The 17,591-nt window shown below is 74.2% G+C and carries 17 protein-coding genes; 11 read left to right on the forward strand and 6 right to left on the reverse strand.

Annotated features, from left to right (window positions below):
• The first annotated feature begins 283 nt into the window (after positions 1 to 283).
• The 4 genes from ACIP5W_RS13405 to ACIP5W_RS13420 all read left to right on the forward strand — a co-directional run bounded on the left by ACIP5W_RS13405 (position 284) and on the right by ACIP5W_RS13420 (position 4,273).
• On the forward strand, positions 284 to 1,522 hold the full coding sequence (locus tag ACIP5W_RS13405; protein ID WP_401471351.1) for an MFS transporter: 1,239 nt from the start codon (positions 284 to 286) through the stop codon (positions 1,520 to 1,522).
• A gap of 808 nt (positions 1,523 to 2,330) precedes the next feature.
• Positions 2,331 to 2,894, forward strand: a complete 564-nt coding sequence (locus tag ACIP5W_RS13410; RefSeq protein WP_401471354.1) for a hemerythrin domain-containing protein — start codon at positions 2,331 to 2,333, stop codon at positions 2,892 to 2,894.
• 272 nt (positions 2,895 to 3,166) lie between these two features.
• Complete coding sequence (locus ACIP5W_RS13415; protein ID WP_033319767.1) at positions 3,167 to 3,370, forward strand: cold-shock protein; 204 nt, start codon at positions 3,167 to 3,169, stop codon at positions 3,368 to 3,370.
• 159 nt (positions 3,371 to 3,529) lie between these two features.
• Positions 3,530 to 4,273, forward strand: a complete 744-nt coding sequence (locus ACIP5W_RS13420; protein WP_401471358.1) for an SOS response-associated peptidase — start codon at positions 3,530 to 3,532, stop codon at positions 4,271 to 4,273.
• A gap of 58 nt (positions 4,274 to 4,331) precedes the next feature.
• On the opposite strand, the gene ACIP5W_RS13425 is transcribed toward ACIP5W_RS13420, so the two are convergent.
• A complete protein-coding gene (locus tag ACIP5W_RS13425) occupies positions 4,332 to 4,736 on the reverse strand; it encodes a PPOX class F420-dependent oxidoreductase (RefSeq protein ID WP_401471361.1) in 405 nt (134 codons plus the stop codon).
• Between the two features lie 687 nt (positions 4,737 to 5,423).
• Between ACIP5W_RS13425 and ACIP5W_RS13430 the strand changes: the two genes are divergently transcribed.
• On the forward strand, positions 5,424 to 5,774 hold the full coding sequence (locus tag ACIP5W_RS13430; protein WP_401471364.1) for a hypothetical protein: 351 nt from the start codon (positions 5,424 to 5,426) through the stop codon (positions 5,772 to 5,774).
• A gap of 62 nt (positions 5,775 to 5,836) precedes the next feature.
• On the opposite strand, the gene adhP is transcribed toward ACIP5W_RS13430, so the two are convergent.
• Positions 5,837 to 6,859 (reverse strand): alcohol dehydrogenase AdhP, encoded by a 1,023-nt coding sequence (gene adhP, locus ACIP5W_RS13435; protein ID WP_401471367.1) that lies wholly within the window; start codon positions 6,857 to 6,859, stop codon positions 5,837 to 5,839.
• A gap of 110 nt (positions 6,860 to 6,969) precedes the next feature.
• On the reverse strand, positions 6,970 to 7,875 hold the full coding sequence (locus ACIP5W_RS13440) for a universal stress protein (protein ID WP_401471370.1): 906 nt from the start codon (positions 7,873 to 7,875) through the stop codon (positions 6,970 to 6,972).
• Positions 7,876 to 8,156: 281 nt separating this feature from the next.
• Here ACIP5W_RS13440 and gap point away from each other — a divergent pair, with 281 nt between their 5' ends.
• From gap to ACIP5W_RS13460, 4 genes are all read left to right on the forward strand, one after another.
• On the forward strand, positions 8,157 to 9,185 hold the full coding sequence (gap, locus tag ACIP5W_RS13445; protein ID WP_401471373.1) for a type I glyceraldehyde-3-phosphate dehydrogenase: 1,029 nt from the start codon (positions 8,157 to 8,159) through the stop codon (positions 9,183 to 9,185).
• Positions 9,186 to 9,345: 160 nt separating this feature from the next.
• Positions 9,346 to 11,055 carry a GAF domain-containing protein gene (locus ACIP5W_RS13450; protein ID WP_401471928.1) on the forward strand — a complete coding sequence of 570 codons (1,710 nt, stop codon included), beginning with the start codon at positions 9,346 to 9,348 and terminating at the stop codon, positions 11,053 to 11,055.
• A gap of 247 nt (positions 11,056 to 11,302) precedes the next feature.
• Complete coding sequence (locus tag ACIP5W_RS13455) at positions 11,303 to 11,437, forward strand: hypothetical protein (RefSeq protein ID WP_401471952.1); 135 nt, start codon at positions 11,303 to 11,305, stop codon at positions 11,435 to 11,437.
• A 29-nt stretch (positions 11,438 to 11,466) separates the two neighbouring features.
• Positions 11,467 to 11,973, forward strand: a complete 507-nt coding sequence (locus tag ACIP5W_RS13460; RefSeq protein WP_401471376.1) for a flavodoxin domain-containing protein — start codon at positions 11,467 to 11,469, stop codon at positions 11,971 to 11,973.
• Between the two features lie 129 nt (positions 11,974 to 12,102).
• Here the strand turns inward: ACIP5W_RS13460 and ACIP5W_RS13465 are convergent, their stop codons facing one another.
• Both ACIP5W_RS13465 and ACIP5W_RS13470 read right to left on the reverse strand, forming a co-directional pair.
• Positions 12,103 to 13,392, reverse strand: a complete 1,290-nt coding sequence (locus tag ACIP5W_RS13465) for a phosphoribosyltransferase (protein WP_401471379.1) — start codon at positions 13,390 to 13,392, stop codon at positions 12,103 to 12,105.
• 157 nt (positions 13,393 to 13,549) lie between these two features.
• Entirely contained in the window at positions 13,550 to 14,125 is a 576-nt protein-coding gene (locus tag ACIP5W_RS13470; RefSeq protein ID WP_401471382.1) for a hypothetical protein, read from the reverse strand.
• A 346-nt stretch (positions 14,126 to 14,471) separates the two neighbouring features.
• Here ACIP5W_RS13470 and ACIP5W_RS13475 point away from each other — a divergent pair, with 346 nt between their 5' ends.
• Together ACIP5W_RS13475 and ACIP5W_RS13480 are read left to right on the forward strand one after the other, a co-directional pair.
• Positions 14,472 to 15,548: a zinc-dependent alcohol dehydrogenase family protein gene (locus tag ACIP5W_RS13475; protein ID WP_401471385.1), complete on the forward strand. Its 1,077-nt coding sequence runs from the start codon at positions 14,472 to 14,474 to the stop codon at positions 15,546 to 15,548.
• A 281-nt stretch (positions 15,549 to 15,829) separates the two neighbouring features.
• Complete coding sequence (locus ACIP5W_RS13480; protein ID WP_401471388.1) at positions 15,830 to 16,699, forward strand: universal stress protein; 870 nt, start codon at positions 15,830 to 15,832, stop codon at positions 16,697 to 16,699.
• 136 nt (positions 16,700 to 16,835) lie between these two features.
• Here ACIP5W_RS13480 and ACIP5W_RS13485 read toward each other — a convergent pair whose 3' ends face one another.
• Positions 16,836 to 17,501, reverse strand: coding sequence for a CBS domain-containing protein (locus tag ACIP5W_RS13485; RefSeq protein WP_401471391.1), 666 nt, complete (start codon positions 17,499 to 17,501; stop codon positions 16,836 to 16,838).
• Positions 17,502 to 17,591 lie beyond the last annotated feature (90 nt).

A 17,591-nucleotide genomic window follows, 5' to 3' on the forward strand; every position in this document is an offset into this window, starting at 1 on the left:
GGCCGGGGCTGGGCGAGGCGGGGCGGGGCTGGGCGGGACGGCGGCGGGCCGGGCGGCGCGGAGCACGATCTCCTGGACGGGGTCCCCGCCCCACCGGATCCGCCGGGTATCCACACGATGGATCGGAGGCATCCGAAACCCGGATCACGCCAGGTCTGGGCAGGCCGCCTCCCGGAACGCATAGTCGTGGCACATCACGCGCCCGTGTGCCGACGTCCTCCGAGCCAGGGACCCGACCGCCACGGGGCATCACCTCTCCCGCCTCGCGCCCTGGAGTGCCGCCATGCCCGCTCCCGCCGTCCCGACCGCCCTCGACCGAGGCGACTCCCCGCAGGCCGGGGGGAAGCTGCCGGCCACGCTGCTGATGGCCGGCAGCTGCCTGCCCGTCCTCGGCGCCGTCCTGATCGCCCCCGTCCTGCCCCGCATGCAGGACCACTTCGAGGGGGTCGCCGGGGCCGCGGCGCTCGTTCCCCTGGTACTGACCGTTCCCGCCCTGTCGCTCGCCCTGCTCGCTCCGTTCGCGGGCATCGTCGTCGACCGGGTCGGTCGCAAGCGCCTGCTGGTCGCCGCGACGCTCCTGTACGCGCTCTTCGGCACGGTCCCGCTGTGGACGGACTCGCTGTACGGCATCCTTGCGAGCCGTGTGCTGGTCGGAGTGGCCGAGGCGGCGATCATGACCGCCTGCACGACGCTGATCGGCGACTACTACACGGGACGGGTCCGCGATCGGTACCTCGCCCTGCAGACCATGTGCGCTTCGGCGTCCGCCACGGTCTTCTTCGTGCTCGGCGGCGCCCTGGGGGCGGCCGGCTGGCGTGCGCCCTTCGGGCTGTACGCGGTCGGACTGCTGCTCGCCCCCGTCATGGCCCGCGCCCTGCCGACCCCGCGGCCCGCGTCGGGGGACGAACAGGACCGCACCGGCACCGACCCGCGGCCCTTCCCGGTGCGCCGCATGATCGGCATCTGCCTGCTGACCGTGTTCGGCGCGGTCGTCTTCTACACGGTGCCCGTGGAGATGTCCTACCTCCTCGACGACCTCGGCACGGACGCCCCCGGCGTGATCGGCGCCGTCACCGCGGTCGCCAGCGCGGCCACCGTCGTCGGCTCCGTCGTCTTCACCCGGCTCGCCGACCGCCCCCGGCACCGCCTTCCCCTCGTCTTCGCGCTGAGCGGCGTGGGCTTCCTGCTCATGGGCCTCGCCGACGGCCTGCCCCTGCTGATCGTGGGAGCCGTGGTCAACTGCGTCGCCACCGGACTCCTGCTGCCGTCCCTGCTGACGCTGGCCATGTCCCGGCTCGACTTCGCCGACCGCGGCCGTGGCACCGGCCTGTGGACATCGGCGTTCTTCCTCGGCGAGTTCGCCTGCCCCCTCGTCCTCCTCGGCGGCAAGGGCGCCCTCGGCGATCTGGCTTCGGCCGTGGGGCTGCTCGGCCTGACCACCCTGCTGCTGGCGGGGGCACTGCTGCCCCTCACCCGCCGCACGGGGGCGGCTCCGCCCCACGGCGCCCCCGAACGGTCCTGACCGTCCGAGCGGTCCTGACCGTCCTGACCGTCCGGGCCGTCCGGGCCGACCATCCGGTGGTGCGGCCGTGGCCGGCCGGCGCACCGCGGGCTCCGGCCGGCGCGCGACGCCGGTGTGTTCGTGAAGCGCGCCGCGGGCTGCACCCCCGGCCGGCAGGCGTCCTGCCCGCAGCAGCCCCCGGTGACGGCCGGCCGCCCGCCGAGCGGTCTCACCCGGTCCGGGCGTGCCGCCGGGCAGCTCCCGGTCGTCCCGGTGGCCGTCGTGCGCCACGACGACCTCGTCCTGGTGCCAGAGGGCCGCCGGCGTCAGGGGCATGGAGCAGCGCGGGCAGTCCCACCCTCCGCACCACGGGCGAAGGAGATCAGCGGGCCGCCCCGGCGGTCGGACGCCCATCCCCCGACCGCAGCCTTCACGCCGCCGTGGTCGGTGCGGTGGCCGTGGCGATGGCGACATCGGCGCGGGCGTGGACGATCAGACGATCAGGCGTGTCCCGCTGTTGTCGGCGCTGGCCTCGTCGAGCGGGCGCCGCTCCGCCGCCCCGTGGTTCACGCGGACCCGCGCCCCGGGTGAGCCGCTGCGGACACCGGCCGTGAACGAGCCTGTCGGCCGCCGGAGTGAAGGGGCGGGGCATCGCGGGGCAGGGGCAGCGCGCGGGGGAGGCATAGGTCCTGGGTGCCGGACGGGCGGGGCGCTCGGGACGCAGTGGCCGTTCCCGCCCTCGCCGAAGGACGACGCCGACGGCGCGGACGCACGCGCCGAGGGCGGCCGACCGGCACCCGGACGCAGCACGACGAGGAGTGGAGAACCCATGGGACACGGCGGAAACGTCATCCAGGAACTGACCGCTGACCATCGCGAGGTGGACGCCCTCTTCGCGCAGATCGAAGCGCTGCCGCCGGCCGACCCGGAGCGACGCGAACTCGCGGACCGGATCACCATGGAGCTGGTCCGCCACTCGGTGGCCGAGGAGCAGTACCTGTACCCGACGGTGCGCCGGTACGTCGACGACGGAGACGACCTCGCCGACGAGGAGATCGCCGAGCACGGCGAGGTCGAGCGCATGCTCAAGGAGCTGGAGGACTGCCGCCCCGGCGACGGACGCTTCGACGCGCTGGTCACGGGACTCAGGACCTCCGTCACGGCGCACGCCGACGACGAGGAGAACCGGCTGTTCCCCCTGCTGGCCGAGGTCTGCTCCGCCGCCGCTCTGGAGGATCTCGGCGAGAAGGTCCGCTCGGCCAAGAAGCACGCTCCCACCCGCCCGCACCCGTCCGCGCCGGACACTCCGCCCGCGAACAAGATCCTCGCGCCCGGCACCGGCATGGTCGACCGCCTGCGCGACATGCTCACCGGGCGCGGAAAGCAGGACTGAACGCAGGGAAGCCGCTGGGCGGCGTCCCCCAGCCCGCTCGACCATCACTCCAGTGGGTCTGTGCACGCGAGCCGGAATGATTCCGGCGGTAGCCTGGTGGGAGAAGCCGGTCGCAGTTTTACTCGTGTGTTTGTGCCAGTCGCATGCTCGCAGAGAACGATGTCGCGGGCGCGAAGCTTGTTCTCCAGGTTGTGCTGGAGCAGCCGCGTCATTAACCGGCCGGGTATTCGCACGGTGCGAATTGCCCAACCCAGCCCCTGTAAGGAGAAGCAATGACTCAGGGAACCGTCAAGTGGTTCAACGCCGAAAAGGGCTTCGGCTTCATCGCCCAGGCCGAAGGCGGCCCGGACGTCTTCGTGCACTACTCGGAGATCGACAGCTCCGGCTTCCGCAGCCTGGAGGAGAACCAGCAGGTGGAATTCGACATCGTGCAGGGTCCCAAGGGTCCGCAGGCATCGCGCGTACGCCCCCTGTGATCACACCGGCCCGCGCCTGCCGCCGCTGACGTGACGGAAAAGGGTCGACGCCTTCCCGGCGCCGGCCCTTTTCGCGCGCCCGCACCGCCGGATTTCACGCGCCCGCACCGCCGGACGGCGCCCGTACGTTCCCGGGAAAACAGTGGGACAGTGGAATGCATGTGTGGTCGCTACGTTTCCACCCGTGGTCCCGAGGACCTCGCCCGGCACTTCCACGTCGCCGACCGGCCGGTCGCCGAGCCGCTCGCGCCGAGCTGGAACGTCGCTCCGACCGACGATGTCTGGGCCGTCCTCGAACGCACACCGCGCGGCGAGGACGACGCCGCTCCGGCCAGACGTGAGCTGCGGTCGCTGCGCTGGGGCCTGGTGCCGTCGTGGGCGAAGGACGTCAAGATCGGCGCGCGGATGATCAACGCCAGGGCGGAGACCCTGCACGAGAAGCCCGCCTTCCGCCGTGCCTTCGTCCGGCGCCGCTGTCTGCTGCCCGCGGACGGCTTCTACGAATGGCAGCCGGTCAAGGCCGAGGACACGGGCCGGACCCGCAAGCAGCCGTACTTCATCCACCCCGAGGACGGCCGGGTCATGGCCCTCGCCGGCCTGTACGAGTACTGGCGCGACCCGCAGGTGCAGCAGGACGACGACCCCGCCGCCTGGCTGCTGACCTGCACCGTCATCACCACCGACGCCACGGACGCGGCCGGCCGGGTGCACCCTCGCATGCCGCTCTCCCTCACCGAGGACCGCTACGACGCCTGGCTCGACCCCGCCCACCAGGATCCCGACGAACTGCGCGCCCTGCTCCGGAGCCCCGCGGAGGGGCGTCTCGAGGTGCGACCGGTGTCGCCGGCCGTCAACGACGCCCGCCACGACGGACCGCACCTCCTCGACCCGATCACGCCGTAGACCGCGTCACGGCAGCCGGGGCGCACCCCTGGCCCACGCCGCGAAGCCCCCCGCAACCTCAGAGGCCTCCCACCACCTTGCGCGCCTTGATCCTCACGACGACACGGTCGGCGTCGTCGACCGAGGCCGGGTTGAAGTCCGCGTACCGCTTGCCGGTGTACTTGAGCGACAGCTCGTCGATCAGCTCGCGGGCGCCGTCGGTGGTCATCTCGGCGGTGCCGCGGACCTCGGCGTACGTGTACGGCGAGTCGGCGGGCTGCACGACCAGGGTGACCCGGGGGTCGCGCGTGAGGTTCTTGTACTTCCGGCGGTCCACGGTCGTGGAGAACAGCACGTCGTCGCCGTCCCGCTTCGCCCACACCGGTGACACCTGCGGGCTGCCGTCGGGCTGGATCGTGGCAACGGTGATGAAGACGGGCGAGTCGAGGAGGGACTTGAGGCTGTCGGACAGTTCGGCGGGCATGATGGCCTCTCTGCTGATGTCGAGACGGCCCCTGGACGGCAGGGCCGTACGCGTACCCGATAGATACTGCGTCGACGCGCCGTTCGGCACGGGTATTTGTGCACCGCGCGAGTCGTCCCGGGCCGCGCCCCGCCGAGGCGCGTCGTCGAGCCGCGCGACATGCCGGGGACCGGGGAACGTACGGCGTGGGACGAGTGGGAGCAGCTGAAGGCCCCTGCGGCGGCGGCCCCTGCCACTGGTGGCCGGCGCCGTCACCGCTCTTCCCGGCGGTGGGCGCGGCACGCCGGGCGTACATCGTCCGGGCCTGCCCGCGGTGACCGCTGACGGGCCACCGCCGCTCGCCCCCGGAGCGCGGCGGCGCGGCCCGCAGCGCCTCGGCGACGCAGCCGGTGAGCCGGAGGGCCTCGGGCAGCGGCAGCGGTCCGTACGCGGTCAGGGCCTCGTCCGGCGGCAGCCCGGGTACGCAGGTGGTGGCGAGCCGGGGCAGTGCGCCCGTGGTGTCACGGTCGACGACCGGGACCACGTGGTGGCCCCGCACCCGGCGGGCGGCCGTGGCCTCCTGCTGGAAACCGGACAATCGCCTTACGGATCAAGCGACTTGCGCCGTGGCCGGGTGGAGCGGCCGGTCCGCGGGCAGGCCGGGCCGGCCGATCGCACCACCGGGTCCGCCGGCCGTAGGCTCCCCGCATGCAGCAATCCGAGATCATGCAGCGCGTCATCGGCATCCTCACCGAGGCCATCGAGATGAAGCGGCAGGTCCGCGAGAACCCTGACGCCGACGTCGCCCTCACCGGGGCCATCTCCGCGCTCCTCGCGGAGACGTTGCCGCAGATCAGCCTCCCGAGGGACGCGACCGCGCAGGAGACCATGGAGATCATCACGGCAGCGCTCGGGCCCGCCATCCTGACGCTGGCCAACTGTTTCTCCTACGCCTTCGTGCACCTCGGCGAGGTGCACGACGAGGGCCGGCCCGACACCTCGACCGCCGACGTGCTGCGCTCCCTCTCGCTCCGGTTCGCGCGGCAGGAGGAAGCCTGACGCGGCCGTGTCCCCCGTACCACTGCGCCACGGGGGACACGGCCGGAGGCGTCGCGCCGTCGTCACCCACCCGCGCCGAGGTCGAAGACGATGCGGGCCTTGACCTGGCCGCGCAGCACCTCGTCGATGGAGTCGTTGACGGAGGCGAGAGGGCGGGTCTCGTAGATGACCTTGGTGCGTCCGGCGGCGTGCAGCTGGAAGACCTCGGCGAGGTCCTGACGGGTACCGACGATGGAGCCGATCACCGAGGTGCCGTTGAGGACGGTGTCGAAGATCGGCACCCGGACCGTGCCGTGCGCCGGCAGGGCCACCATCACCAGCTTGCCGCCGCGTCGCAGTCCGGCGTTGACGGCTTCGAAGGCCGCGTCGTTCACCGCGAGCGCGACGGCCGCGTGGGCGCCGCCGTGCCGCTTGAGGACCTCGCCGACGTTCTCCACCCGGGCGTCGACGACGATGTCGGCGCCGAGGTCCTCGGCGAGCCGGAGCTTGTCGTCGGTGACGTCGATCGCGGCGACGGTGGCACCGGCGATCTTGGCGTACTGCACGGCCAGGTGTCCGAGCCCGCCGACGCCGGAGACGGCGACGAGCTGGGTGGGTCTCACGTCGGCGACCTTGAGCGCCTTGTAGGTGGTCACGCCCGCGCAGGTCAGCGGCGCGGCCTCCAGGGCGGTGATGCCCTCGGGCACCGGCTGGGCGAAGTCGGCCCAGGCCAGCATCTTCTCGGCGTATCCGCCGTCGCAGCCGTAGCCGGTGTTGATCTGCTGCTCGCACAGGGTCTCCCAGCCGGACAGGCAGTGCTCGCACCGTCCGCAGGCCCTGCCCAGCCAGGGCACGGCGACCCGCTGTCCCACGGACAGGTGGGTGACGCCCTCGCCGAGCTCCTCGACCAGGCCGACGCCCTCGTGGCCGGGCACGAACGGCGGGTCGGGCTTGACCGGCCAGTCACCGTGCGCGGCGTGGATGTCGGTGTGGCACAGCCCGGACGCCTCCACCCGGACCCGGATCTGACCCGGACCGGGCTCGGGGTCCGGACGTTCCTCGATGACCAGGGGCTCACCGAACGCGCGAACGACCGCTGCCTTCATGGCTTCTTCTCCTCTGTGCTGTCTGTGCTGTCTGTGCTGGATGCGTCGGTGCGTCGGTGCGTCGGTGCTCCGGTGCTCCGGTGCTCCGGTGCGCCGTGGGCCGTGCGGCGTCAGGGGTGCGCGACGACGGCGACGGGGGCCGTGCAGTGGTGCAGGACTGCGTGCGCGACCGGGCCGATGCGGGAGCCCAGCGGGCTGCGGCGGATCCGGCGGCCCACGACGACGAGGGAGGCCTCGCGGGCGGCGTCCAGCACGCGGTCGGCCGCGCTGCCCGGGCGGGAGATCTCGACGACCTGGACGTCCGGGTACTTCGTGCGCCAGGGGCGCAGCACCTCGGCCAGAGCGGCGGCTTCCTGCCGGCCGAGCTCGGCACCGATCTCGGGCGCCGCGGGCAGGCTGTAGACGTAGTACGGCGCCAGCGTCCACGCGTGCACCACGTGCAGGGCGGTGCCGCGGCGCTCGGCCTCCTCGAAGGCGAAGCCGAGGACGGCGTCGTCGGGCTCGGCCACGTCCAGGCCGAGCACGACCGGACGGTACGGGGCTGCCGCGGACGGGGTGCCGGCCGGATCCACGACCTGCTCGTCGGCGGCCTGTTCCCCGGCCCGGACGAGCACCACCGGGACATCGGTGTGCGCGACGGCCGCCAGGCCCACCGAGCCGACCAGGAACCCGCCGAGCCCGCTGAGGGCGCGGGAGCCGAGGACGAGCAGTTCGGCATCCCTCGCGGCGTCCGCCAGCACGTCGGCGGGCGTGCCGGTCAGTTGCCGCTGCGTGATCTCGACGCCGGGGTGGCGCAGCCGCAGGCCCTCGGCCGTCTCACGCGGGATGCGCTCGCTCCAGTGCGCCTGCGTCTCGGCGCCGAGCAGCGGCGCCTGGGCCATCGGCTCCGGCACCGGCTGCCACACGTGGACCAGCGTCAGCGGCAGGCCGCGCAACTGCGCCTCACGTGCCGCCCATTGCGCGGCGGCGTTGCTCTGTGACGATCCGTCGATACCCGCGACAACAGTGCGGACCATGGTGTTCTGCCTCCTGAACTCGGCTTCTGCTTCCAGCATGTGGCAGTGGAGGCCGCCCGCAGCAGGGCCGCAGGTCCTCGGCGCGGGCCGACCGGCCCTATCGGCCCGACTGCGGGCGGCTCGGCCTGGCAGCCGGTCCGGCCGCGCCGCCCGGAGCAGGGCCGAACGGCCCGCTGCCGGCCCCCCCTACGGCCCAAGTCCCGCCCCGCCCGCCGACGGGAGGCCGGCACGGCGTCCGGGGAGCACCGGACAGGGACGACCCATCGGGGAGGACGACGGACATGACCGTACGCGTGGGCATCAACGGTTTCGGCCGCATCGGACGCAACTACCTGCGGTGCGTGCTGGAACGCGCCGGGACGGGCAGCGCGACATCCGTGGAGGTGGTGGCCGTCAACGACGTCACGTCGCCGGCGGCGCTGGCCCATCTGCTGACGTACGACTCGACGTACGGCCGCCTCGGCCGGCCCGTCGACCACGACGACACCTCGCTGACCGTCGACGGCCACCGCGTGGCCGTGAGCGCCGAGCGCGACCCGGCCGCCCTCGCCTGGGGCGACCTCGGCGTCGACATCGTCATCGAGTCGACCGGCCGCTTCCGCACCCGCGAGCAGGCGGGCCGGCACCTGTCGGCGGGCGCGCGCAAGGTGCTGCTGTCCGTGCCGGGCAAGGACGTCGACGCCACCGTCGTCATGGGCGTCAACGAGGGCACGTACGACGCGCGACGGCACCACGTGGTCTCCAACGCCTCGTGCACCACCAACTGCGTGGCCCCGATGGTGAAGGTGCTCGACGAGCACTTCGGCGTCGTCAAGGGGCTGATGACCACCATCCACGGCTACACCAACGACCAGGTGGTCCTCGACGGCCCGCACAAGGACCTGCGCCGCGGCCGCAGCGCCGCCGTGAACATCATCCCCACCAGCACCGGGGCCGCCCGCGCCGTCGGCCTGGTCCTGCCCGAGCTGGCCGGCACCCTCGACGGCAGCGCCGTGCGCGTCCCGGTCGAGGACGGCTCCCTCACCGACCCGACCATGGTCCTCGAACGCCCCGTGACCGCGGACGAGATCAACGCCGCCTACCGGGAGGCCGCCGCCGGACCGCTCAAGGGCGTCCTGAGGGTCTCCGACGCCCCGATCGTCTCCCGGGACGTCGTCGGCGACCCGGCCTCCTGCGTCCTGGACGCCCCGTTGACCCAGGTGCACGGCGACCTGGTGAAGGTCTTCGGCTGGTACGACAACGAGTGGGGCTACACCAACCGGTTGCTCGACCTCACCGAGTACGTCGCCGCCCGCCTGCCCCGCGACTGACGATCATCCCTCGGGACTCCCCACCACGACGAAACGATCCCGTATCCTCCTTTGGCGCCGACCGCTACCGTTGCAGGCGTAGTGAAGCGGTACCACTGCCGTTCACAGGCGGAGAGCGGGAGGAGAACGGGTGGGAAGCCCCGAGGGGGAGCAGGCCCGGATGCGGCTGCCCCAGCTGCGGCTGGACGAGCTCCTGGAAGAGTTGCAGGCCCGCCTGGACGCGGCCCGCGGCACCCGGGACCGGGTCCACAGCCTGCTGGAGGCAGTGCTCTCGGTGGGCCGGGAACTGGACCTCGAGCAGGCGCTGCACAGCATCGTCGAGGCCGCCGCGGCCCTCGTCGACGCCGAGTACGCCGCACTGGGCGTGATCGGCCCGGACGGGCGCCGGCTGTCGGCGTTCCACACGGTCGGGGTCAGCGAGGAACAGATCGCACGCATCGGCCCGTACCCGGAGGGCCACGGCATCCTCGGAGAGCTGATCCGCCACCCCGAGCCCCTGCGCCTGGCCAAACTCTCCGAACATTCCGCCTCCTACGGCTTTCCGGCGAACCACCCCCCGATGAACTCCTTCCTCGGCGTCCCCATCCGGGTGCGCGAGCAGGTCTTCGGCAACCTGTACCTGACCGAGAAGCGCGGCGGGCTGCAGTTCGACGAGGAGGACGAGGCGGTGCTGTCGACGCTGGCCGTCGCGGCGGGCGTCGCCATCGACAACGCCCGGCTCTACGAGGACTCCCGGCTGCGCGAGCGCTGGCTCCAGGCCAACGCCGAGATCACCCACCGGCTGATGTCCGGCAGCGAGCAGGGCGACGTCCTCGCGCTCATCGCCGAACAGGCACGGGAGATCACCGGCGCGGCACTCGCCGTGCTGGCGATCCCGATGCAGGGCACCGACTCCCTCACCGTGGAACTGGCCATCGGCCTGGAGGCGGAAGCCCACCGGGGCCTCGTACTGCCCCAGGAAAGCAGCCTCATCGGCCAGGCCTTCGCCCAGGACACGCCGGTGACCAGCGCGGACATCGCCCGGGACGAGCGGACTTCGGCGGGCCCCCCGCGGTTCACGGGGCTGGGTCCGGCCGTGGCCGTCCCCATCGGCTCCGGCGAGAGCGCCCGCGGTGTGGTGCTGCTGGTCCGCGAGGCGGGCGGCAACGAGTTCACCGAGAAGGAGATGGCACCGCTGCGGATCTTCGCCGCCCAGGCCGCCGTCGCCATGGAGCTGGCCGAGCGCCGTCAGGACGCCGAGCAGATCGTGCTGCTCGAGGACCGCGACCGGATCGCCCGGGACCTTCACGACCTGGCCATCCAGCGGCTGTTCGCCACCGGCATGACGCTGCAGAGCGCGGGCCGCTTCATCGAGCACCCGGGTGCTTCCGAGCGGGTGCTGAGGGCGGTGGACGACCTCGACGAGACCATCAAGATCATCCGGTCGACGATCTTCGGTCTGCGCACCCGCGGCGACGAGGCGGCGCCCGGCCTGCGGGCCCGAGCGGCCCGAGTGGTCGGAGAGGCCGCGCCCGTCCTCGGTTTCGCACCCAGCGTCCGCATGGAGGGACTGCTCGACACCCACGTGCCGAAGGACACCGCCGACCACATCGTGGCCGTCCTGTCCGAGTCCCTGACCAACATCGCCCGGCACGCCGGCGCCGACCGCGCCGAGGTCGTGCTGGAGACCGACGGCAAGGAGGTCCGCCTCACGGTCACCGACAACGGTGTGGGCATCCCGGCGGAAGGCCGCCGCAGCGGCCTCACCAACATGGCGGAACGGGCCAGGAAGCTCGGCGGGAACATGGAACACGCCGACCGGGAAGGCGGCGGCACCGAGCTCGTGTGGCACGCCCCGGTACGGGAGACGGAGAGCCCGGCGGCCGGCTGACCACGACCCGACGGCACGTGGGGCGGCTGCCGGTGCTCGGCGCCGAGGGCCGGCTGGCCGGCATCGTCACCCGGCACGACCTGATGCGGATCTTCCTGCGGCCCGACGCGGAGATTCGCCGGGAGGTGATCGAGGAGATACTGGTGAAGGCACTGTGGGCGGCATCCAGGAGCGTCGGCGTCTTCGTGACGGAAGGCGTGGTCACCCCGGACGGCGCACGGAGCGCAGGAGCGAGACCGGGATCCCCGTGGCCACGACCCGCCGGACCGTCGACGTGGTCGGCGTGGTCGGCAGACTCACCCACCGGATGGACGACACCCGGCCCCGGCCCGACACCCGGGTCCCGCACGGCGTGGCCGACGAACGGCCGCGACGCATCTGAGAGACGCATCTGAGAGGAGGCGGATCGCCATGCCGGACAACGTGCTGGTCGCCTACGCGACGAAGAACGGCTCGACGGCGCAGATCGCGGAGGCGGTCGCGGAGGTCCTTCGCAAGGACGGGCTCGCGGCCGAGGCCCTGCCCGCCGGGTCCGTGACGGACGTGGCGCCCTACGACGCCGTGGTGGTCGGCGGCGGACTGTACGCCGGACGCTGGCACAAGGACGCCCGCCGCTTCGTACGACGCCACCGCCGGGCCCTGACCGGGCGTCCGGTGTGGTTCTTCAGCAGCGGACCGCTGGACGCCTCGGCCTCCGAGCGGGACATCCCGCCCGTGCGCGGCGTCCGGCGCGCCATGGACAGGCTCGACGTCGGCGAGCACGTCACCTTCGGCGGGCGCCTGGAGGAGGGGGCCGAGGGCCGCATCGCCCGCATGATCGTCCGGTCCGGGAAGGGCGGCGACTTCCGTGACTTCGCGGTGATCGAGTCGTGGGCGGCGGGCGTCGCGAAGGCCCTGCGCGACCGCGGGAGCCCGTAGAGGGCGGGGCCGGCGAGCCCTCGGCGTCCGTCACCGCGACGGGCACCGAGGGCTCGCCGCGTGGGCGGCCCGCACGCGCGCGTGCGGCGCGGACCCGCCGACGGACCGGCAGGCGGGCCCGTCGGCCGGTCACGCCGCGCCGGGGCGCGCGGTGACGGGGCGCGCGGTGACGGGGCCCGGCCGCAGCAGGCGATCGGTGAACCAGTCCAGGCCGAGCGCTGTCGCGGTGTTCAGGACACCCGGCTCGGTGAAGGCGTGCGTGGCGCCGGGGACCACGGCGATGCGGTGCTCGCAGTGCATCCAGTCGGCCGCCACCCGGCTCCGGCCGAGGACCCGCGTGTCGAGTCCGCCGACGACGAGGAGCGTCGGGGCCTCGAGCGCGGCGAGCGCGGCCGGCCCGGCCAGGTCCGGACGGCCGCTGCGGGACACGACCGCGCGGATGTCGTCGCCCGCGGCGGCCTCCAGAGCGGCAGCCGCACCCGTGCCCGTGCCGAAGTAGGCCACCGGCAGGGAGATCTCGCGGCGGAGCCACTGGGAGGCGGCGTGCAGACGCCGGGCCAGCAGGACGACGTCGTGGACGTTGTGCGGGGTGCGTTCCTCCTCGGCGAGCAGGTCGAGCAGGAGGGCGCCGAGGTGCCGTCCCCGCAGGGCGTCGGCGAAGCGCTGTTCCCGCGGGCCGTGACGGCCCGCGCCGCGCACCACGACCACCATCGCCCAGGGGGCGGCGGGAAGCGAGAGCCGCCCGCTCAGCCGCACCGGTCCGGCGGGCACCTCGACCTCGCCCCGCGGCCGGGGCCCGTCCGGTACGGCGGTCCCCTCGCGCGCCGCCGCTCCGTCGAGCGCCGGCGAGGCGGCCGCACCGGCCCCGGCCAGCCCGCGCGCCGCGCCCCGACCGGTACCGGGCGAGGTTCGGTGACGGGCGCCCACGGAACCGGGATCGTGCGGAGACCTCCTGGCACGGAGAACGTCCTCGGCGAGTCGGCGCGGCCGTGCCGGCGCACCTTCCGCACCGGCGGAAACCGGCGCCCCGGCCCGGTCGGCGCCCGGCACGCGGGCCGCCCGCCGGGTGCCGTCCGAGGGGACGTCGACGGTCGGCGCCCCGGCCACCGCCGTGGTGGCACGGCCGGGCCGCCACGGCGGGCGGGCGGGACGGCTGAGCCGTACCGGGTGCTCCGGTGCGCAGCCGGCGGTGCCCAGCGGGTAGATGGGGCCGACGGCGCCGGAGTCCGGGCCCGGTCGGCGGGGCGCACTCGGATCGCCCGCCGTCGGCGCGTGCGGGGGCGTGTCCGGGCGGCCGGTGGCCTCGTGCGCCGTCCCGGCCCCGTCCGGGGGGCCCGGCGTCACGACGCCGGTGCGGTACGGGGACCGCGGAGTACGGGTCGGCCGCAACGCGACGTCCGCGCGTTCGTCGTGGCGCATACGCCACCTCCTGGGGCGCGGCGGCGGTCGGCCGCCTCGATGTTCATCGCGGCACGCGCGCGTGCCCCTCGCGCAGCGGCGGAAGCCCCTGCCCGCGGGCCGGTCGGCTCCTTCCGGGCAGGAGCCCCGCGAGAGGCCGCGCGGTGCCCGCCGCCGGTCATCCGGTCCGCTGGGTCCACCGCGGGCCGATCAGCTCCCACTCCGCGGCCCACCGGGCCAGCCTGCCCCGGTCGAGCCGCCACCGTGCGAGAGCGCCGACACCGAGAGCGGCGCCGGTGACGGCCAGCGCGGCGCCGGCGCCGAAGAAGGCCGCCTCGACGGCGCCTTCGGTGGCGCCCGTCGGCTGCGGGGTGAGCGTGCCGCGGTCGTTCTGCCAGACCGTGATCCGCGCGCCGGACCCGATGCCCCTGCTCACCAGGGTCTGCCCGGTCCGCGAGGTGCCGTCGGGAGCCGTCCAGCGCACCTCGGTCCTCATCCGGTAGGTGTTCCCGACGTCCGTCGTGGCGCGCGGCACGTCGGCGAGCACGACGGCCGTGACGGGGTGCCGCTCGGCACGTTCCCGCGCGGACGCCTGGACGGCGGCGTGGGCCGTCACGAACCCGGCGAGGGTCCCGCCGACGAGCACGACCGTCCACAGCACCAGCATGATCCAGGCCTCGACGACATCCTCGTGGCGCCGCAGCGGATCGTCCCGCCTCCGCCACGGCATTCCCACGCCCCTGCTGCCGCGCATCGCCGGCACCTCCTCGCCCGTCCTCGTCCTTCTTCGACGGTGGCAGCGAAGCCGGGCGCGGGGCAGGGGCCGAGGGGGCGGCTCCCCTGGGCCGAACGGACCTGTCCCGGCCCCGCCGGGAGGCCGTTGGGCCCTCCGCGGCACCGCGCCCGCGGGCGGTGCGCCGCCCCGACGCTCCGGTCGGCTCCGCGCGCGGGGCCGACCGGCCCAAGCGGATTCCGGGACCATGGGACAGGCTGGAGGTGTCGGGGGAGAGAAACGCAGTGCGCGGGAGCCGGGCTCCGCCCGCCGACGGCGGCGCAGGGCTCCGGCTCCCGCCCCGGAGCGAGAACCCGAGAGGTGCGGCATGAAAGGCTACGTATTCCACGGTCCCGGACAGTCCGCCTGGGAAGAGATGCCGGACCCCGGCCTCAGGGAGGCCACCGACGCCATCGTCCGGGTCGACGCCGTCACCATCTGCGGCACGGACCTTCACATCCTCAAGGGCGACGTGCCCGAGGTGCGCCCCGGCACGGTACTGGGCCACGAGGCCGTCGGCGAGATCGTCGAGGTCGGCGGCGACGTGCGTACGGTGCGGCCGGGGGACCGGGTCCTGGTCTCCTGCATCAGCGCCTGCGGGCGGTGCCGTTACTGCCGCGAGGCCATGTACGGCCAGTGCCGGGGCGGCGGGGGCTGGATCCTCGGTCACCTGATCGACGGAACCCAGGCCGAGTACGTCCGGGTGCCGTACGCCGACCTCTCCGTGTACCCGTTGCCGGGCGCGGTGACCAGCGAGGACGCCGTGCTGCTGGCCGACATCTTCCCGACCTCCTACGAGGTGGGCGTGCTCAACGGCCGGGTCCGTCCCGGAGACACCGTCGTCGTCGTGGGGGCCGGCCCCGTCGGACTGGCGGCCGTCGCCACCGCCCGGCTCTTCTCGCCCGAGCGGATCATCGCCGTGGACGTGGCGGCGTCCCGCCTGGAGGCCGCCCGCAAACTCGGGGCCGAGACCGTCGCGGACGCCCGGGAAGCCCCCGAGCAGCTGGTCGCCGACCTCACCGACGGCCTGGGCGCCGACGTCGTCATCGAGGCGGTCGGCGTGCCGGAGACCTTCGAGATGTGCACCCGGATGGTGCGGCCCGGCGGCCGGGTCGCCAACGTCGGCGTCCACGGCAAGCCGGCGACGCTGCACCTGGAAGACCTGTGGATCAAGAACGTGACCATCACCACGGGCCTGGTCGACACCCACTCCACACCCACCCTGCTGCGGATGGCGGCCGCCGGCCGGCTGCCCACCTCCCAGCTGGTCACCCACACCTTCCCGCTCGACAGCATGCAGGAGGCGTACGACGTCTTCGGCAACGCCGCCGAGACCGGTGCCCTCAAGGTCGTGCTCGGAGGGCAGCGGCACGACTCCGTGGCCGTGCGGGCGCAACAGCGGTGAGGTGACCGAGGCGCTCGGCGAGCCGGACCCGCAGGTGGGCGGGTCCGGCTCGCCGCCGGCCGCGCCGGGCCCGCGCACAACGCCCGCTGGTCCGGGGCCCGATCCGCCCGGCGGCTCCCTCTGCCTCCCCGCAGGCGTGCGGGGGACCGGACGGCACGGTGGAAGGGGCCGTTCGGCGCGCCGCCGGGTTCCCCCGGCCCCTGCCCCGGCCCCGGTCCGAGGACGAGCATCGGCCGTGAGCCGCCGCGGAGTCGTCGGGCGGAGCCGAAGGGGAGGAAGCCATGACCCACCACCAGCAGCATCAGCATCAGGGACGAGCGGTCGTCCGGGAACGGGTGGTCGTCGGTGTGGACGGCTCGCTCGTCTCCGTACGGGCGCTGGACCGCGCCGCGGACGAGGCGGCCCGCCGCGGCTGCCCGCTGCGCGTGGTCCACGCCGTGCCCGACCGCGACGAGGCCGCACCGGTGCTGGCGTCCTCCGCGTCCCGCGTCGCCGACCGTCGTCCGGCGCTCGCGGTGGAGACCGTGGCCACCGAGAGCGGGGCGGTACGGGCGCTGGCCGACGCGAGCGGGTCGGCGGCCCTCACCGTGGTGGGCACCAGAGGGCTCGGAGGGCTCGGCGGCCTGCTGTTCGGTTCGGTGAGCCTGCGCGTGGCCGCGCACACCCACGGCCCGTTGCTCGTCGTGCGCGGCGACCACGCCGACGGCAGCGGCGGGGACGTACTGCTGCACCTGCCGGACGACGCCGACGCGGCCGTGGCCGACTACGCCTTCGAGGAGGCGCGGCGGCGCGGTGCCCGGCTGCGGGTGCTGCACACCCCGGCCCACCGGCATGTCCTGCCCGAACTGCCCTCGCTCGTGCCCGCGACGAGCCCGGGACAGGAACGGCTCGCCCGGAGGGAACGGGCCGACGAGGCCGTACCCCGCTTCGGCCTGGCCACGCTGCGCGACCTGCACCCGCAGGTGGAGATCGTCGCCGACACGGTCCGCACCGCACCGGCGCACGCGCTGCTGGAAGCCACGCGGGACGCCGCCGTCGTCGTGATCGGCGTCCGCCGGACCGACGGACGGCCGGGACCGCGCCCCGGCGCGGTCGGTCACACGCTGCTGCACCGCTCCCACTGCCCCGTGGTCGTCGTCCCCGCCGGCTGACCGGCACGTGCGCGACTGCGGTCCCTGCCCGGACGGGGACGGCGGGCGGCCGGTGCATCACCGGCCGCCCGCCGTCGATTTCTCCTTCGTGCCGCTGTGCGGCCCGCCGTACCGCCGCCGCACAGGAGTCCCCGTCTCAGCTCGGCACGCTGCGCGGGAATCCGCCCGAGAAGTCGCACTCGACGTCGACGACGCCCTCGACGGCGCGCACCAGACGGGCGGCGACGGGTACCAGGGAGGTGTCGCGGATGTGACCGGTGAGGGTCACCACGCCGTCCTTGACCTCCACGCCCAGGGGTTCGGCCGGAGCGGGGAAGAGGACGGAGACGACCTCCCGCCGGACTTCCTCGGCGATGTCCTGGTCCGTCCGCAGGAAGACCTTCAGCAGGTCCGCCCGGCTGACCAGGCCGTCGAGGAGGCCCTCGGCGTTGACGACGGGCAGCCGCTTGACCTTGCGCTGGGCCATGATGCGGGCGGCCTGGGCGAGGGTGGCGTCGGCGTGCACGGTCACCGCCGGGGTGCTCATCAGTTCCCCGGCGGTCAGTGCGCCCGCCTTGGCGAGGTCGCCCAGTCGGCTCCGCTGGGTGTGCCGGTCGGGGTCGTCGTCGCGGAACTCCTCCTTCGGCAGCAGGTCGGCCTCGGACACCACGCCGACGACCCGGCCCTCGCCCTCCAGCACCGGCAGGGCGCTGACCTTCCACTCCTCCATGAGCTGGACGACGTCCTTGAAGCGCGCGTCGCGCCCCACGGCCACGACCGTGTGCGTCATGACGTCGCTGACGATGTGCGTACTGCTGGACATGATGTGCTCCTCGGACTGTCGGGGGCGGAGTGTCGGAGGCGGACTGTCGGGGGCGGAGCGGCGGTGGGGGAGCGGCGCGCGGGGGAACGG

The sequence above is a fragment of the Streptomyces sp. NPDC088766 genome, assembly GCF_044750845.1.
In the GTDB taxonomy this organism is placed as follows: domain Bacteria; phylum Actinomycetota; class Actinomycetes; order Streptomycetales; family Streptomycetaceae; genus Streptomyces.

Coding starts and splice junctions, on each gene's coding strand:
- ACIP5W_RS13405 (WP_401471351.1), top strand. CDS start 284: ATGCCCGCTCCCGCCGTCCCGACCGCCCTCGACCGAGGCGACTCCCCG.
- ACIP5W_RS13410 (WP_401471354.1), top strand. CDS start 2,331: ATGGGACACGGCGGAAACGTCATCCAGGAACTGACCGCTGACCATCGC.
- ACIP5W_RS13415 (WP_033319767.1), top strand. CDS start 3,167: ATGACTCAGGGAACCGTCAAGTGGTTCAACGCCGAAAAGGGCTTCGGC.
- ACIP5W_RS13420 (WP_401471358.1), top strand. CDS start 3,530: ATGTGTGGTCGCTACGTTTCCACCCGTGGTCCCGAGGACCTCGCCCGG.
- ACIP5W_RS13425 (WP_401471361.1), bottom strand. CDS start 4,736: ATGCCCGCCGAACTGTCCGACAGCCTCAAGTCCCTCCTCGACTCGCCC.
- ACIP5W_RS13430 (WP_401471364.1), top strand. CDS start 5,424: ATGCAGCAATCCGAGATCATGCAGCGCGTCATCGGCATCCTCACCGAG.
- adhP (WP_401471367.1), bottom strand. CDS start 6,859: ATGAAGGCAGCGGTCGTTCGCGCGTTCGGTGAGCCCCTGGTCATCGAG.
- ACIP5W_RS13440 (WP_401471370.1), bottom strand. CDS start 7,875: ATGGTCCGCACTGTTGTCGCGGGTATCGACGGATCGTCACAGAGCAAC.
- gap (WP_401471373.1), top strand. CDS start 8,157: ATGACCGTACGCGTGGGCATCAACGGTTTCGGCCGCATCGGACGCAAC.
- ACIP5W_RS13450 (WP_401471928.1), top strand. CDS start 9,346: ATGCGGCTGCCCCAGCTGCGGCTGGACGAGCTCCTGGAAGAGTTGCAG.
- ACIP5W_RS13460 (WP_401471376.1), top strand. CDS start 11,467: ATGCCGGACAACGTGCTGGTCGCCTACGCGACGAAGAACGGCTCGACG.
- ACIP5W_RS13465 (WP_401471379.1), bottom strand. CDS start 13,392: ATGCGCCACGACGAACGCGCGGACGTCGCGTTGCGGCCGACCCGTACT.
- ACIP5W_RS13470 (WP_401471382.1), bottom strand. CDS start 14,125: ATGCGCGGCAGCAGGGGCGTGGGAATGCCGTGGCGGAGGCGGGACGAT.
- ACIP5W_RS13475 (WP_401471385.1), top strand. CDS start 14,472: ATGAAAGGCTACGTATTCCACGGTCCCGGACAGTCCGCCTGGGAAGAG.
- ACIP5W_RS13480 (WP_401471388.1), top strand. CDS start 15,830: ATGACCCACCACCAGCAGCATCAGCATCAGGGACGAGCGGTCGTCCGG.
- ACIP5W_RS13485 (WP_401471391.1), bottom strand. CDS start 17,501: ATGTCCAGCAGTACGCACATCGTCAGCGACGTCATGACGCACACGGTC.